Origin of the sequence: Leptotrichia wadei (genome assembly GCF_007990445.1) — a bacterium.
Lineage (GTDB): Bacteria > Fusobacteriota > Fusobacteriia > Fusobacteriales > Leptotrichiaceae > Leptotrichia > Leptotrichia wadei_A.
This window is the reverse complement of the sequence record NZ_AP019841.1, coordinates 1,367,246-1,380,893: the sequence shown is the minus strand read 5'-3', so window position 1 is coordinate 1,380,893 and position 13,648 is coordinate 1,367,246. Positions and strand designations below refer to the sequence as shown.

The following is a 13,648-nucleotide window of genomic DNA, read 5'->3' as shown; positions in this document are numbered from 1 at the left end:
GAAAGAGGCAAAAAATATGGATTTATTTGAAATAAAAAAACAAAATGAAATAAATGAAGTTAATATTGAAGAAATCAGGAGGCATCTTTGACATTGAAAATTTAAAAAATGAAATTAATGAATTGGAAAAAAGGACATTTGAAGCAGACTTCTGGAATACGGATAACAGTCAGGAAATATTGAAAAATATTAGCGCAAAGAAAAAATTGCTTGAAGAGTATGATAAGTTAAATGGACTATTTGAAGATGTTTCTACAATTATTGAATTTATTGAAATGGGAGATAATTCGTTTGAAAATGAGCTTGAGCAGAAGTCACAGGATTTGAAAAATGAAATTGACAATTTTAAGACAAAATTGCTTCTGGATGAAGAATATGATATGAATAATGCGATTCTTACGATAAATTCAGGGGCTGGAGGGACAGAGGCATGTGACTGGGCTGAAATGCTTTACAGAATGTATGACAGATGGGCAAATCGGCATAATTTTAAGGTTGAAGTGCTTGACAGCCTGGCTGGGGAAGAAGCTGGAATTAAAAGCATTACGCTAAATATAAAGGGGAACTATGCTTATGGCTATTTAAAAGGGGAAAAAGGAGTTCACAGACTTGTCAGAATTTCACCATTTGATTCAAATGCCAGACGGCATACTTCATTTGCCGCAGTGAATGTTACACCTGAAATAGAAGATGACGTTGAAATTGATATTCGTCCAGAAGACTTGAAAATTGATACTTATAGGGCAAGTGGCGCTGGAGGGCAGCATGTAAATACAACAGATTCAGCCGTTAGAATCACTCATATCCCAACAAATACCGTAGTTACCTGCCAAAATGAGCGTTCACAGCTGAAAAACCGTGAAACTGCAATGAAAATATTAAAATCTAAATTATTTGAATTGGAACTGGAAAAACGGGAAAAGGAAATGGCAGAATTAAAGGGAACTGAATCTAAAATCGAATGGGGAAGTCAAATACGTTCTTATGTTTTTCAGCCTTATAAAATGGTTAAGGATCATAGGACAAAGGCTGAAGAGGGAAATGTTGAAAAAGTTATGGATGGAGATATTGATTTATTTATAAATGAATATCTGAAATATGCTAAGTCTTAATTTGTTATTTGAGAGTATAAAAATTTTTGTGTAAATAGAATAGCAAAGTACTGAATTTGCTGGATTTATCTGTTAGTTTACACAAATTCTCTATTATTTAAACAGTAAATTTATTATGAAATTTTTTAGCAAGGGATCAAGATCCCTTGTTTTATAATATTTATTTTGATTATAGTTTTCTATGACAGATTTTAAGAAGTTTAAAACTTCTATTTTCTGGTAAAGGGTCAAGATTCCCTTGTTAAATAGAATTTATAATAAATCCGTTACTTTCAATGGGAAAAAATATAAGTTCACATATTCTTCTCATTTATTTTTTTTACCGCTTCTTCAAATTGTTCCCGTGAAATGTTAAATGAATTAAGGGCCTTTAAAAGCTGCTTTGCATTATAATAGCCGATTTTTAACAAGTCTCCCAGCATTATTCTGCGTTCTTTTGAATTATTTCCAGAAACAAATCCATTATCAATCAAGTCACTGATATTGAATCTGTTTTCAACATTTTGATGAGCCGTAATAACATTTTTTAACGCATCTAAAATTGCTTCATCATTGGCATTTTCCACTCCGATATTATCATTTCTAGTCGCATCCTTTCGACTGACAAAGGCATGCTTTATATTTGGAATATATCTTTTTAACGTATCTCGAATTTTTTTCCCTGCAAAATCAGGATCTGTAAATAAAATTAAATCGTTATTTTGGGATAATTCAACCATTTTATTTATTGTTTTTTTGGATAATGCAGAAAAGCCGTTTAGGGCGATAATATGTGCATCTACAACTCTTTTTATGGCTGTTATGTCATCTCGCCCTTCGACTACTATAATTTCCTTTATTTTTATTTTTTTATTTTGTGTATTTGGCTTTTTTTCCATTTAATATTTCCTTTTTCTACTTTTAAAAATTTTTTATTTTTTTATATTATAATCTTCCATAGCTTTTAGAAGTAATTCCCAAGTTTTTCCAACAGAATCTATTTCCATTCTTTCTTCAGGTGTATGAGCACCGTAAATATTAGGCCCAATTGAAACAATATCGACATTTTCCATATTATTGTCAAAAACTCCACATTCTAGTCCAGCATGAATTGCCTTGATTTCAGGGTCTTTCCCTGTTATTTTCTTAAATGAATTTACCACAATATCACGGATTTTTGAATCTTTTCGATATTCCCAAGATGGATATGGCGAATTTATTTTTACAGCCACTTCATATTTTTCAGAAAGTTCCTTCACATCGTTCAATAATTTTTCAAGCGATTTATTTACCGAACTTCTAGGCAATGATTGAACTTTTATATTAATTTTCCCGTCTTTATTTTCAGTTTTTATAACTCCTAAATTTATTGAAGTTTCCACAAGTCCTTCAATATCCTTGCTCATTGCAATAACTCCATTTGGAAATTCATGGAAAAACGAAATAACGGCATTTGTATTGGAAATTGACATTTTTCCTTGATTTTTCAATTCTTCTTTTTTTATTTCTTTAACTTCAATAACAGGATTTTTATCAATTATTTTAAAATCTTTTGTCACGTTTTCAAAAGCTAATTTTGCCAATCTTTCAAAATCGCTGACTTCTTCATCTTCAAGTTTCACAGCAAGTAATGCCACAGCCTCCCTAGGAATTGCATTAGTCTTTTCTCCACCATCAATATCCATTATTGAAAGCGTATATTTTTTATTCAAATGATTCAAAACATCTGCCAAAATTTTATTAGAATTCCCAAGCCCCAAATGAATTTCAGCTCCAGAATGTCCTCCAAGAAGCCCCTTCACATCAACACTTATCACAGTATCGTCATCTTCAAGTTTTTCAGCATCAAAGTTAAATTCATTAAAAATTCTTGCTCCACCTGCACTGCTTACATAAACTTGACCATATTCTTCAGTATCCAAGTTTATAAGCGTCTTTCCAGAAAAAATCCCAAAGTCAAGATTATTAACTCCGCTCATTCCATCTTCTTCATCAGTTGTAAGAATTATTTCAAGTTCTGGATGTTTCAAGTCATCACTGTCAAGTATCGCAAGCGCATAAGCCACTGCAATTCCGTTATCTGCCCCAAGCGTAGTTCCTTTTGCCTTCAAAAATCCATCTTCTACAACAAGTTCAATTCCTTGAGTTTCAAAGTCAAACTGTGTATTTTTATTTTTTTCCCAGACCATATCCATATGCCCTTGCAGAATAAGTGGCGAATATTCTTCATATCCAGCTGTTGCAGGCTTTCTTATGAACACATTGAACGCCTTGTCCTGAACAACTTCTAAATTTCTTTCTTTTGCAAATTCCACAATCCAGTCACTAATTTTTTTTTCTTTATTTGAACCTCTCGGTATTTTAGAAATTTCACTAAAATATTGAAAAACCTTTTCAGGATATAAATTCTCTATTTTCATTTTATCTTTCCTTTCATTAAACCTGTTTTATAACCAAGTTTTTTTATTTTTACAAGGGGTCAAGACCCCTTACTTTAGAACAATTCTATTTATCAAGTTCTAAATATATATAATTTCCGAACAAGTATACCTTGAAATTGTAAAAAATAAACCTGTTATAAAATATGCTCTAATAATTCTTCCAGTTCAGCCATTTCCCTTTGAGTCAAGTCATAACCGCTTTTTAACTTTTTCAGAATTCTGTTATCAGAACCAACTGAACTGCGTTCCAAAATTTTTATAATCAGTCTTTTATAAAACTCCATTTTCCCTCCTTAAAGCGATATAGCAGTTTCAAGCGCAACTTCAATCATTTCGTTAAAAGTAGTCTGTCTTTCTTCGGCACTTGTAACTTCGTGAGTTATAAACGAATCACTTATTGTAAGCAAAGTTAATGCATTTGCTCCCAATTTAGCCGCAGTTGTATAAAGCTGAGCTGTTTCCATTTCTACACATAAAACTCCAAATTTTGCCCATTTTTTCCAAGCATTTGGGTCATCTCCGTAAAAAGTGTCACTTGTAAATACATTTCCAGCTTTTACATTAAGCCCTTTTTGTTTAGCGATTTCGTGTGCTTTAAAAAGCATTTCGGCGTTTGCAGTCGGCGCATAATCTGCTCCGTTAAATCTAAGTTTGTTAATAGCTGAATCAGTTGAAGCTGACATGGCAAGTACAACATCTCTTATTTTTACATTTTCCTGATAAGAACCAGCAGTTCCAATTCTAATCAAATTTTTTACTCCGAATTCTGCAATTAATTCATGTGCATAAATTCCAATTGAAGGAACTCCCATTCCAGTCCCTTGAACAGACACTTTTTTTCCTTTATAAGTTCCTGTAAATCCCAACATTCCACGAACATTGTTATATTGAACGACATTCTCCAAAAAAGTTTCTGCAATATATTTTGCTCTAAGCGGATCTCCTGGCAGTAATATAGTTTCTGCAATATCTCCTTTGTTTGCTCCGATATGTGGTGTAGCCATTGTTTTTACCTCCTGAATTTTTTTGTTTTTCTGAAAAGTTTTTCACTTAAGTATATTTTACTTTAATTTATGAAAATGTTCAAGATATTTATTTTATTTTTTGATATTTTAAATATGTATTTTAAAAAATTTGTAAAAATTTAGAAAAAATGGTATAATTATAGAAATTTTAAGAAGGTATTTTGAGTAAGTAATTGTAAAGTTTTTTATTAATTTGAATAGTAAATCAGGTAATTAAAGAACTTTACTATTATTTGCTCCCTTCTTAAAAAATAAAAAATTTTAGGAGGAAAAATGTTTGATGAAAAGACTTACGGTTTTAATTTAGGAAACCGGCAAATTAAAATAAGTACTGGAAAAATTGCACGTCAGGCTGGGGGATCAGTTATTGTGCAATGTGGGGGAACTGTGCTTTTAGTTACAGCGACTAGAAGTAAGGATGTCAAGGAAGGGCAGGATTTTTTCCCGCTTACAGTTGATTATATTGAAAAATTTTATGCATCTGGAAAATTTCCAGGAGGATTTATAAAAAGGGAAACTAAGCCGGGAACGGATGAAATCTTGATTTCAAGATTGATTGACAGACCGATAAGACCGTTATTTCCAGAAGGATTTTTAAATGCTGTTCATATTGTAATTACAGTTCTTTCTTATGATGAAATGAACTATCCTGAAAATCTGGCTACAATCGGAGTTTCTGCCGCATTGGGATTATCAGATATTCCGTTTGCGGGAACTGTGGCTGGAGTTACAGTTGGATATGTTAATGGGGAATATATCTTGAATCCGACAGGGGAACAGCTTCTGGAAAGTGAAATCCAATTATCAGTTGCAGGTACAAAAGATGCGGTAACAATGGTAGAAGCTGGAGCTAAGGAAGTTTCAGAGGAAGTAATGCTGGAAGCTATTATGTTTGGGCACGAAAGAATTAAGGAAATTTGTGCAGAGCAGGATAAATTTTTGTCACAGTTTGATGTGAAAAAATATGAATTTGAAAAAAAGGAAGTAGAGCCTGAAATTAAAGAGTTTATTGACAGCTTTGAAAATGAAGTTGAAAATGCGATTATGACACCTGGTAAATTGGAAAAATATGAAGCGATTGATAATTTAGAAATAGAACTTTTTGAAAGATATGTTGAAAAACTTGAAAGCGAAGAAAGAGAAATTGACGAAAATCTTGAAAAGGAATTTAAAAAATATTACAGAGATGTGGAAAAAAGACTTGTGAGAGATGCTATTTTGTACAAGCAATATCGGGCTGATGGAAGAAAAACTACTGAAATCCGTCCAATTGATGTGGAAATAGATACACTTCCAGTACCACACGGTTCAGCATTGTTTACACGTGGAGAAACTCAGGCATTGGTTGTTGCGACACTTGGAAGTAAAGAAGATGAGCAAATTATTGACGGAATGGAAGATGAAACACGTAAAAAATTCTTCCTGCACTATAATTTCCCACCATATTCAGTTGGAGAAGCTGGATTTATGAGAGCGCCTGGAAGACGTGAACTGGGACATGGAAATTTAGCTGAAAGAGCATTAAAGCATGTTATGCCAGATCAAGATAAATTCCCATATACAGTAAGACTTGTTTCTGAAATTACAGAATCCAACGGATCTTCATCACAAGCGACAATTTGTGGAGGATCGCTTGCATTAATGGCAGCTGGAGTGCCTATAAAATCAACAGTTGCAGGAATTGCAATGGGGCTTATAAAAGAAGGAGACACGTTTACTGTACTTACTGATATTCAAGGACTTGAAGATCATCTTGGAGATATGGACTTTAAAGTTGCAGGTACAAAAGATGGAATTACTGCGATTCAAATGGATATAAAAATTGAAGGAATTACAAGAGAAATAATGGAAATTGCTTTAAAACAGGCTTTGGAAGGAAGAATGTTCATTATTGATAAAATGGAAGCTGTAATAAGCGAACCTAGGGCTGAAGTTTCTGAAAATGCGCCAAAAATTGAGGTTCTTAAAATTAATCCTGATAAAATTGCGGGACTTATTGGGCCTGGAGGAAAAGTTATTAGAGCGATTATTGATGAAACTGGAGTTTCAATAGATATTGATGATGATGGAACTGTTTCAATTTTTGGAAAAGATTCTGAAAATATGAAAAAAGCATTGGAACTTGTAAAAAATCAGACACAGTCTGTTGAGTTAAATGGAATTTATGAAGGAAAAGTTACAAAATTGATGAAATTTGGTGCATTTGTGGAAGTATTACCAGGAAAGGAAGGGCTTTTGCATATTTCAGAAATAAGCAACAAGAGAGTTGAAAAGACTGAAGATGCACTAAAAGAAGGGCAAATTGTAAGAGTTAAAGTAATTTCGATGGAAAATGAAGATAAATTTAATTTAAGCATGAAAGCATTGTTGTAATAGATTTGATTATATGTAAAATAAATATTCTGCTGCAAGGAGATTCAACCTTGTCAAAATAATTAAATGTATTTGAATATTAAAAAAAGTAAAAATAATAAATTTAGGCAATTGTCGAAGTAAAAAATATAAAGATTGAATAATAGCAGTGTTTATAATCACAAGGGGTCTTGGCCCCTTGTCAGAAACATAAAAAAAATACAATGCTTGTCGTAATTTTTAGAATTTTACAAATGACTAAAAATAATTATAAAGGAGTGTGGAAATGATGAAAATGAATTTACCCAACAAATTAGCAACGTTGAGAATCATTTTGGTTATTCCGTTTGTGATTTTCTTAAGTTTAGCTTTGGAATTTTCAGAAAATACAGGAATTGCTATAATGTTGAGAATATTTTCAGCGGCTATTTTCGTAGGAGCGGCGATTACAGATTATTATGATGGAAAAATTGCAAGAAAATACAATATGATTACAAATTTAGGAAAGCTGCTGGATCCATTGGCTGATAAAATTCTTGTTATTTCAGCTTTAGTTACACTTGCAAAGTTTAATCAAGTTAGCTTGTGGTTCGTAATAATTATAATTTTTAGGGAATTGCTAATAACAGGGCTTCGTTCAATCGTAGCGGCTGAAGGAGCTGTAATTGCGGCAGATAGACTTGGAAAATGGAAAACTGCAACTCAAATGGTAGCACTTACGTTAATAATTTTGATACCTTTCAGTTTTACAATAAATAATATTTTGTTGCTTATTCCACTGATATTGACTGTAGTTTCAGGAATTGAATACATTGTAAAATGTAAAAATATATTGAATAAATAATAAAAAAACCTTTTAAATTTTTGGAGGAAAATTTTGGAAATTATTATAGAATTAATATTGAAAATATTTGATTTATATGCTCTTCTTATTTTAGTAAATATTTTGGGAACGTGGATTGATCCATATAATCAAATAATAATTTTTCAATGGGTAAGAAAAATTACAGAACCGTATTTAAGAATATTTAGAATAGTAATTCCGATCGGGAATATGAATTTTGATATTTCTGCAATTTTGGGACTTATGGTTATAGAGATGATAAAGAAAATGTTTGTAAGAGCTGTTTTATTAGGCATGTTTTAAATTTTAATCCTGATTAAAAAAATATTTTTTGGAAAGGTAGTTTTGTTCTTTATTAAATAAAAATTTATAAAATCTAAGAATAAAAAAAATGAGAATATTATTTTTTCTAAGAAAAAGGGAGTAAAATAATTAACATTAAATAGTTTTTGAAATATAAATTTTACAAAAAAGGAGATTTTAAATATGAAATTAAAAAAAATTATAACTACATCATTTATGGCGGCTGCCCTAACAGCAACTGCAGCAGTAAATAAGACAGATTTTTTACAAAATAAGCAAATTGTTCAAAATACAAATGTTACAGGAGATATGTACAGTGCTCAAGATGCTTTCGCTTCTGTTTATGATAAAGCTAAAGACTCTGTTGTAAATATAAGAACAAAAAAGACAATTGTCGTAGAAACTTATAATCCGCTTGAGGCATTTTTATTTGGAACTTCTGGAGTAAGACAACAAAGACGTGAGTCTGGAAGTTTGGGATCAGGATTCATAATTTCAAGTGACGGATATATGATGACAAATAATCACGTTATTGATGGAGCAGATGAAATTTATGTAAAATTATCTGATGGACACGAATATTTGGCAAAATTAGTTGGAACATCGCCAGAAGTCGATATTGCGATTTTAAAAGTAAATGCTAACAGAACATTTAAGCCATTGAAATTTGCAAATTCAGATAATATAAAAATAGGACATTGGGCTATTGCCTTTGGAAATCCGTTAGGACTTAACAGCTCGATGACTGTTGGTGTAATCGGAGCTTCTGGAAGAAGTTCACTTGGAATTGAGCAAGTTGAAAACTTTATCCAGACAGATGCTTCTATTAATCAAGGGAATAGTGGTGGACCGCTTCTTAACATCAATGGAGATGTTATTGGTGTAAATACTGCTATTTATTCTCCAAATGGTGGAAGTGTAGGATTAAGTTTTGCAATTCCTTCAAATTTGGCTGAAAATGTAAGAGATTCAATTATAAAAAGTGGAAAATATGAACGTCCATATATTGGAATTTCAGTACTTGATTTAAGCTCAGAATTGAAGAAAGAAAGAAGAATTTCTTATTCAACTGGTATTTTAGTGCAACAAGTTTATCCAAATTCGCCAGCGGCAAAATATGGGCTTAAAGCTAATGACATAATTCTTGAAATCAATGGAAAACCTGTGACATCAGCTGGTTCATTTATTGGGGAACTTGCAGCTAAGAAAATTGGAGAAACAGTTAATTTGAAAGTTGCATCAAATGGAAAAGAAAAAAATATTTCAATGAAGTTAGAATCATTCAATTATCAACAACAAACAAGACAGCAAAGAAGATAATTAAAATCAAAAGTAAAAAAATAGGCTTTCTCAAAAATCTTGAGATTGCCTTTTTTTATTTTTATTCTTCAATTTCAATTTTTTTAAATTCCATTCTCACATCAACTCCATCTTTCCTATTTTCCAAATAAATTTCTCCATCATTTAATAAAATAATATCTCGTATAATAGAAAGTCCAAGTCCTGCTCCTTTTTTAGCATTTTTACCTTGAAAATTTCTACTAAATATTTTTTTCTTTTCTTCTTCAGGAATTCCTTCTCCATAATTTCTTACAATAATTTTGACCATATCATTTTCTTTGGCAACTAATTCAATATTTCCAATAGAATATTTTATACTATTGTCAATCAATCCACGCAAAACTTCTGAAATCAAATTTTTATCAACAAAAATATTCACATTGTCATCAGATTTTACTAAAATTTCCCTTTTGATATTCAAAAGTTCATAATCTTTTTTTATTTTTTCAAAAAGTTGTTTTACATCGATAACTTCTTTTTTTATAGTAATTTTTTCAAGATTGGAACTTAAAAATAGTGTATTTATAATTCTTTCAAGATTTTTTACTTCAATATCCATATTTTCAATGGCTTCTTCTAACAATTTTTCGTCATCTTTCCCCCATTTTAAAACATCCAAATAACCTTTCATTATGGCAAGTGGCGTTTTCAATTCATGTGACACATCAGAAGAAAATGTTTTCTGACTTTTTATAATTTCCTCTTTTTTCTTAAAAGTTTCGTTTAATACATCAATTAATTCTCCAATTTCATCATCTCTTGTTTTTGTCAATTGTGCATCAATATTGTGCTCATTCATTTCCTTACTTTGGGAAATTATATTTGTCAAAGGATTTAACACATTTTCAGCAACGATTTTTGAAATTACAATAATCGAAATTGTAATTAAAACAAACATTAAAAGCATAACATACAAAATTTCATGTGCTTCCATAAATTCAAAATTTCTTATTGCATAATATTTTGTATTATTCACAGTGTAAATTCTTTTGTAGACAAATCTGTCCCATTTTGTTTCAAGTTTATTCTCTTTAATTTTCTTAAAATCCGAATGATTTTCGTCATCTGTCAAATAAATAAAATTCCCATTTTTTTCAACTGCAAGGGAAATATATTGTTTATCAGCATAATCGTAGTTTTTGTAAGTTTCTTTCAATTTATCAGTCGGAACATTATTTAATTTTTCAATGGCAGATAAGACAAGTTTATCCATTTCTTTAGTTTCAGCTTCAACAGCTTTATGAATTAAAAATATAGTCATTCCCAATATAATTATAAATGAGATAAAAACTAGACTTATCGTATTTGCAAAAATTATTTTGTCTTTTATCTTTTTCAATTTTATTTTTTTCATATTTTTAAAATATACCCAATTCCTCTCACAGTTTTAATTTTTTCTTTTCCCAATTTTTGCCTAATTTTTTTTATCGTACTGTCAAGCAGATTATCACTAGCTTCCCAACCCCATATTTTTTCAACAATTCTATCTCGTGAAACAATTTCCTCTTTATTCTCAATCAAAAGTTTAACCAGTTCAAATTCCGTTTTTGTCAATAAAACAGGTTTTTCTTCCAAATAAACAGAATAATTTTCAGTATTTAACTTTAATGTTTTATAAATAATTTCAGAAATTTTCTCTTTTCTAATATTTATGTCAATTCTTGCGTCAAGCTCAAGAAAATCAAAAGGTTTCGTAACATAATCACTCGCTCCCGATTTCAGTAAATCAACTTTTTCTTCAATGTTATTTTTCGCAGAAACAACGATTATTGGAACTTCTGATATTTTTCTAACATTTTTGCAGACATCATTTCCTTCCATCAAAGGCAGTCCCAAATCTAAAAGCATCAAATCATAAAAATCCCTCTTTTTATCAATCTCATTCAAAGCATCAATTCCATTTTCAATTACCGTAATCTCGTGATTTTTTCGCTCCAGCTGTAATTTTAAAATTCTAGATATTTTTTTATCATCTTCAACAACTAATATCTTTCCCATTTTTCTTTTATTTTTCCTCTCCAAAATTTATTCAGTTTAAATTCATTTTAAAATTTATTTTTTATGTTAATATTACTTATCTTAAAAATATTATATCTTAATTTTAGAAAAATAAAAAGATATAAATTAAATAACTAATAATTTTTTCATTTAAATAGAAAAGGAGAAGTGATACAATTGAAACCAACAAATTATATTTTTTCTATAGATAAATTCTTTTTTAAACATTTATCATATATTTCAGATTCGAGTATTTTTCGTCATTCAGAAAGTACTGAAAAATTTTTTCATTTTATTACTAAATTTGGAGAAGGATATTTTGAATTGTTATTGACAGTTGTGTTATTATCGTTCTTTTTGATAAATAAAAAGAAATACAATCATTTAAAAAAATATATTTTAGCAATAATTTTTACTTTGCTTTCCACTCAAATTACAGTGAATATAATGAAAGTATTATTCGCAAGAGCAAGACCGTCAATAACTATAAATCCTGATAAATTTTATGGAATCATGACTATGATTAAAGATAGCTCATTTTGGAAAGGAAGTTATGTATCTTTTCCATCAGGACATACAATTACTATTTGGGGAACAATTTGGATTTTATTTTTTATCATAAAAAGTAAAGCAATAAAAATACCGTTATTCATCTTAGGAATTTTAGTAGGAATGAGCCGTATTTATTTGGTACGTCATTGGAGCAGTGATGTTGTTGCAAGTGTTATTCTTTCATATTTTATCGCAAAATTTGTGCATAAAAAAATATTTGGAAATAAAGCTAAAAAAGCAAGACCAGTTTTTGTTCCATTTTATAGAAAACTTAATATTGGAATTTTTAAAAGAAAAGTTGCCTAATTTATAATACTTTTAACAAAAAGATAGCAAGAAGTCTCCGACTTCTACAAGTGGGAGATGAATTGCTTTTTTTATTGAAAAAAGGATACATCCATGATATAATTTTTGTATAAAATATCGAAAAGAAGTTATAAATAATAAAATTTCTAAAGAAATAATTAGAAATAATATTCAAAATCAAAAGGAGGTGTAATTTTATGAAATATAATTTAGCATTCAAATACAGAATTTATCCAAATAAAGAGCAGGAATTATTAATAAATAAGACTTTTGGATGTGTTCGCTTTGTTTACAATACAATTTTGTATACAGCGAATAAAATTTATGAAGAAACTGGAAAAAATAAAATAATTACACCTGCCAGTTTGAAAAGTGAAAATCAATTTTTGAAAGAAGTAGACAGTCTGGCACTTTCAAATGCTCAATTGAATGTAAAACGATCGTTTACGAATTTTTTTCAGAAAAGAACGAAGTTTCCAAGGTTCAAATCTAAAAAGAATAATGTTAAAAGTTACACGACAAATTGTGTGAACAATTCGATACGAATTGAGGAAAACAAATATTTGGTTTTGCCAAAATTGAAAAAAGTAAAATTGAAATATCATAGAGAAATACCAAAGGATTACAAGATAAAGTCAGTAACATTGACAAATAGCAATGGAAATTATTATGTTTCTGTTTTGACAGAATTTGAAAAAGAAATTCAAAAGGTAGTTAGTAAAGATAAAGTAATTGGACTTGATTTTTCAATGTCTGAATTATTTGTCAGTTCTGAAAACCAAAGGGCTGATTATCCAAAATATTTTAGGATGTTGGAAGAAGAATTGAAAAAATTACAGAAATCATTATCGAGAAAAGTGAAATTTTCTAAAAATTGGTATAAGCAAAAAGCGAAAATCTCAAAATTGCATGAGTATATCAAAAATTGCCGAAGAGATTTTTTGCATAAATTATCGAAAAAATTATCTAAAGAGTATAATGCTGTAGTTGTTGAGGATTTGAATATGAAAGGGATGAGCCAGTCATTAAATTTTGGGAAAAGTGTAGGAGATAATGGGTGGGGAATGTTTTTGAGGATGCTTGAGTATAAGTTGATGTTTTTAGGAAAACAATTTTTGAAGATAGATAAGTGGTTTCCGTCATCGAAAACTTGCAGTAAATGTGGAAATGTTAAAGAGGAACTGAAATTATCAGAAAGAAGTTATAAATGTGAGTGCTGTGGGATTGAAATTGATAGAGATTACAATGCGGCACTGAATATAAAAAACATTGGAAAATTGATGTTGGAATATTAGGAAAATAAAAAAAACAGGGCAGGGACTGCCCGAAGAGCTTGGTAAATATATTTGGCTAACAGAAGCAGATACTTCCCAAGAAGCTCCCGCTTCTAAAAGC

General features: G+C 30.0%; 13 protein-coding genes. 7 read left to right on the top strand and 6 right to left on the bottom strand.

Features of this window, described 5'->3' with window-relative positions; all coding sequences use genetic code 11:
* Nucleotides 1–16 precede the first annotated feature (16 nt).
* A protein-coding gene (prfB, locus tag FVE74_RS06490) for a peptide chain release factor 2 (RefSeq protein WP_232053891.1) occupies nucleotides 17–1,112 on the top strand; the annotation gives its coding sequence in 2 pieces (ribosomal slippage) (nucleotides 17–88 and nucleotides 90–1,112; 1,095 coding nt in all).
* A 293-nt stretch (nucleotides 1,113–1,405) separates the two neighbouring features.
* On the opposite strand, the gene rnmV is transcribed toward prfB, so the two are convergent.
* From rnmV to deoD, 4 genes are all read right to left on the bottom strand, one after another.
* Nucleotides 1,406–1,990 (bottom strand): ribonuclease M5, encoded by a 585-nt coding sequence (gene rnmV / locus FVE74_RS06485; RefSeq protein WP_147003764.1) that lies wholly within the window; start codon nucleotides 1,988–1,990, stop codon nucleotides 1,406–1,408.
* A gap of 33 nt (nucleotides 1,991–2,023) precedes the next feature.
* Nucleotides 2,024–3,511, bottom strand: coding sequence for an aminoacyl-histidine dipeptidase (locus FVE74_RS06480; RefSeq protein ID WP_147003763.1), 1,488 nt, complete (start codon nucleotides 3,509–3,511; stop codon nucleotides 2,024–2,026).
* Nucleotides 3,512–3,666: 155 nt separating this feature from the next.
* Nucleotides 3,667–3,816: a hypothetical protein gene (locus tag FVE74_RS11510; RefSeq protein WP_018450218.1), complete on the bottom strand. Its 150-nt coding sequence runs from the start codon at nucleotides 3,814–3,816 to the stop codon at nucleotides 3,667–3,669.
* Between the two features lie 9 nt (nucleotides 3,817–3,825).
* Nucleotides 3,826–4,536 (bottom strand): purine-nucleoside phosphorylase, encoded by a 711-nt coding sequence (gene deoD / locus FVE74_RS06475; RefSeq protein ID WP_147003762.1) that lies wholly within the window; start codon nucleotides 4,534–4,536, stop codon nucleotides 3,826–3,828.
* Between the two features lie 294 nt (nucleotides 4,537–4,830).
* Between deoD and pnp the strand changes: the two genes are divergently transcribed.
* The 4 genes from pnp to FVE74_RS06455 all read left to right on the top strand — a co-directional run bounded on the left by pnp (nucleotide 4,831) and on the right by FVE74_RS06455 (nucleotide 9,376).
* Complete coding sequence (pnp, locus tag FVE74_RS06470) at nucleotides 4,831–6,930, top strand: polyribonucleotide nucleotidyltransferase (RefSeq protein WP_147003761.1); 2,100 nt, start codon at nucleotides 4,831–4,833, stop codon at nucleotides 6,928–6,930.
* A gap of 274 nt (nucleotides 6,931–7,204) precedes the next feature.
* Nucleotides 7,205–7,753: a CDP-diacylglycerol--glycerol-3-phosphate 3-phosphatidyltransferase gene (pgsA, locus tag FVE74_RS06465; RefSeq protein WP_420028888.1), complete on the top strand. Its 549-nt coding sequence runs from the start codon at nucleotides 7,205–7,207 to the stop codon at nucleotides 7,751–7,753.
* A 33-nt stretch (nucleotides 7,754–7,786) separates the two neighbouring features.
* Nucleotides 7,787–8,056 carry a YggT family protein gene (locus tag FVE74_RS06460; protein ID WP_147003760.1) on the top strand — a complete coding sequence of 90 codons (270 nt, stop codon included), beginning with the start codon at nucleotides 7,787–7,789 and terminating at the stop codon, nucleotides 8,054–8,056.
* 183 nt (nucleotides 8,057–8,239) lie between these two features.
* Nucleotides 8,240–9,376, top strand: a complete 1,137-nt coding sequence (locus FVE74_RS06455) for a S1C family serine protease (protein WP_147003759.1) — start codon at nucleotides 8,240–8,242, stop codon at nucleotides 9,374–9,376.
* Nucleotides 9,377–9,437: 61 nt separating this feature from the next.
* On the opposite strand, the gene FVE74_RS06450 is transcribed toward FVE74_RS06455, so the two are convergent.
* Together FVE74_RS06450 and FVE74_RS06445 are read right to left on the bottom strand one after the other, a co-directional pair.
* Nucleotides 9,438–10,751 (bottom strand): sensor histidine kinase, encoded by a 1,314-nt coding sequence (locus tag FVE74_RS06450; protein WP_147003758.1) that lies wholly within the window; start codon nucleotides 10,749–10,751, stop codon nucleotides 9,438–9,440.
* Nucleotides 10,748–11,395 (bottom strand): response regulator transcription factor, encoded by a 648-nt coding sequence (locus FVE74_RS06445; RefSeq protein WP_147003757.1) that lies wholly within the window; start codon nucleotides 11,393–11,395, stop codon nucleotides 10,748–10,750. Before FVE74_RS06445 ends, FVE74_RS06450 begins: the two co-directional genes overlap by 4 nt.
* A 168-nt stretch (nucleotides 11,396–11,563) precedes the next feature.
* Between FVE74_RS06445 and FVE74_RS06440 the strand changes: the two genes are divergently transcribed.
* Together FVE74_RS06440 and FVE74_RS06435 are read left to right on the top strand one after the other, a co-directional pair.
* Nucleotides 11,564–12,253 carry a phosphatase PAP2 family protein gene (locus tag FVE74_RS06440; RefSeq protein ID WP_232053890.1) on the top strand — a complete coding sequence of 230 codons (690 nt, stop codon included), beginning with the start codon at nucleotides 11,564–11,566 and terminating at the stop codon, nucleotides 12,251–12,253.
* Nucleotides 12,254–12,450: 197 nt separating this feature from the next.
* A complete protein-coding gene (locus tag FVE74_RS06435) occupies nucleotides 12,451–13,548 on the top strand; it encodes an RNA-guided endonuclease TnpB family protein (protein WP_147003756.1) in 1,098 nt (365 codons plus the stop codon).
* Nucleotides 13,549–13,648 lie beyond the last annotated feature (100 nt).

Bases quoted from the DNA above. Each gene is read 5' to 3' on its own strand.
- FVE74_RS11510 (WP_018450218.1), bottom strand. From the start codon at position 3,816: ATGGAGTTTTATAAAAGACTGATTATAAAAATTTTGGAACGCAGTTCA.
- FVE74_RS06480 (WP_147003763.1), bottom strand. From the start codon at position 3,511: ATGAAAATAGAGAATTTATATCCTGAAAAGGTTTTTCAATATTTTAGT.
- deoD (WP_147003762.1), bottom strand. From the start codon at position 4,536: ATGGCTACACCACATATCGGAGCAAACAAAGGAGATATTGCAGAAACT.
- FVE74_RS06445 (WP_147003757.1), bottom strand. From the start codon at position 11,395: ATGGGAAAGATATTAGTTGTTGAAGATGATAAAAAAATATCTAGAATT.
- rnmV (WP_147003764.1), bottom strand. From the start codon at position 1,990: ATGGAAAAAAAGCCAAATACACAAAATAAAAAAATAAAAATAAAGGAA.
- pgsA (WP_420028888.1), top strand. From the start codon at position 7,205: ATGAATTTACCCAACAAATTAGCAACGTTGAGAATCATTTTGGTTATT.
- FVE74_RS06455 (WP_147003759.1), top strand. From the start codon at position 8,240: ATGAAATTAAAAAAAATTATAACTACATCATTTATGGCGGCTGCCCTA.
- FVE74_RS06435 (WP_147003756.1), top strand. From the start codon at position 12,451: ATGAAATATAATTTAGCATTCAAATACAGAATTTATCCAAATAAAGAG.
- FVE74_RS06450 (WP_147003758.1), bottom strand. From the start codon at position 10,751: ATGAAAAAAATAAAATTGAAAAAGATAAAAGACAAAATAATTTTTGCA.
- pnp (WP_147003761.1), top strand. From the start codon at position 4,831: ATGTTTGATGAAAAGACTTACGGTTTTAATTTAGGAAACCGGCAAATT.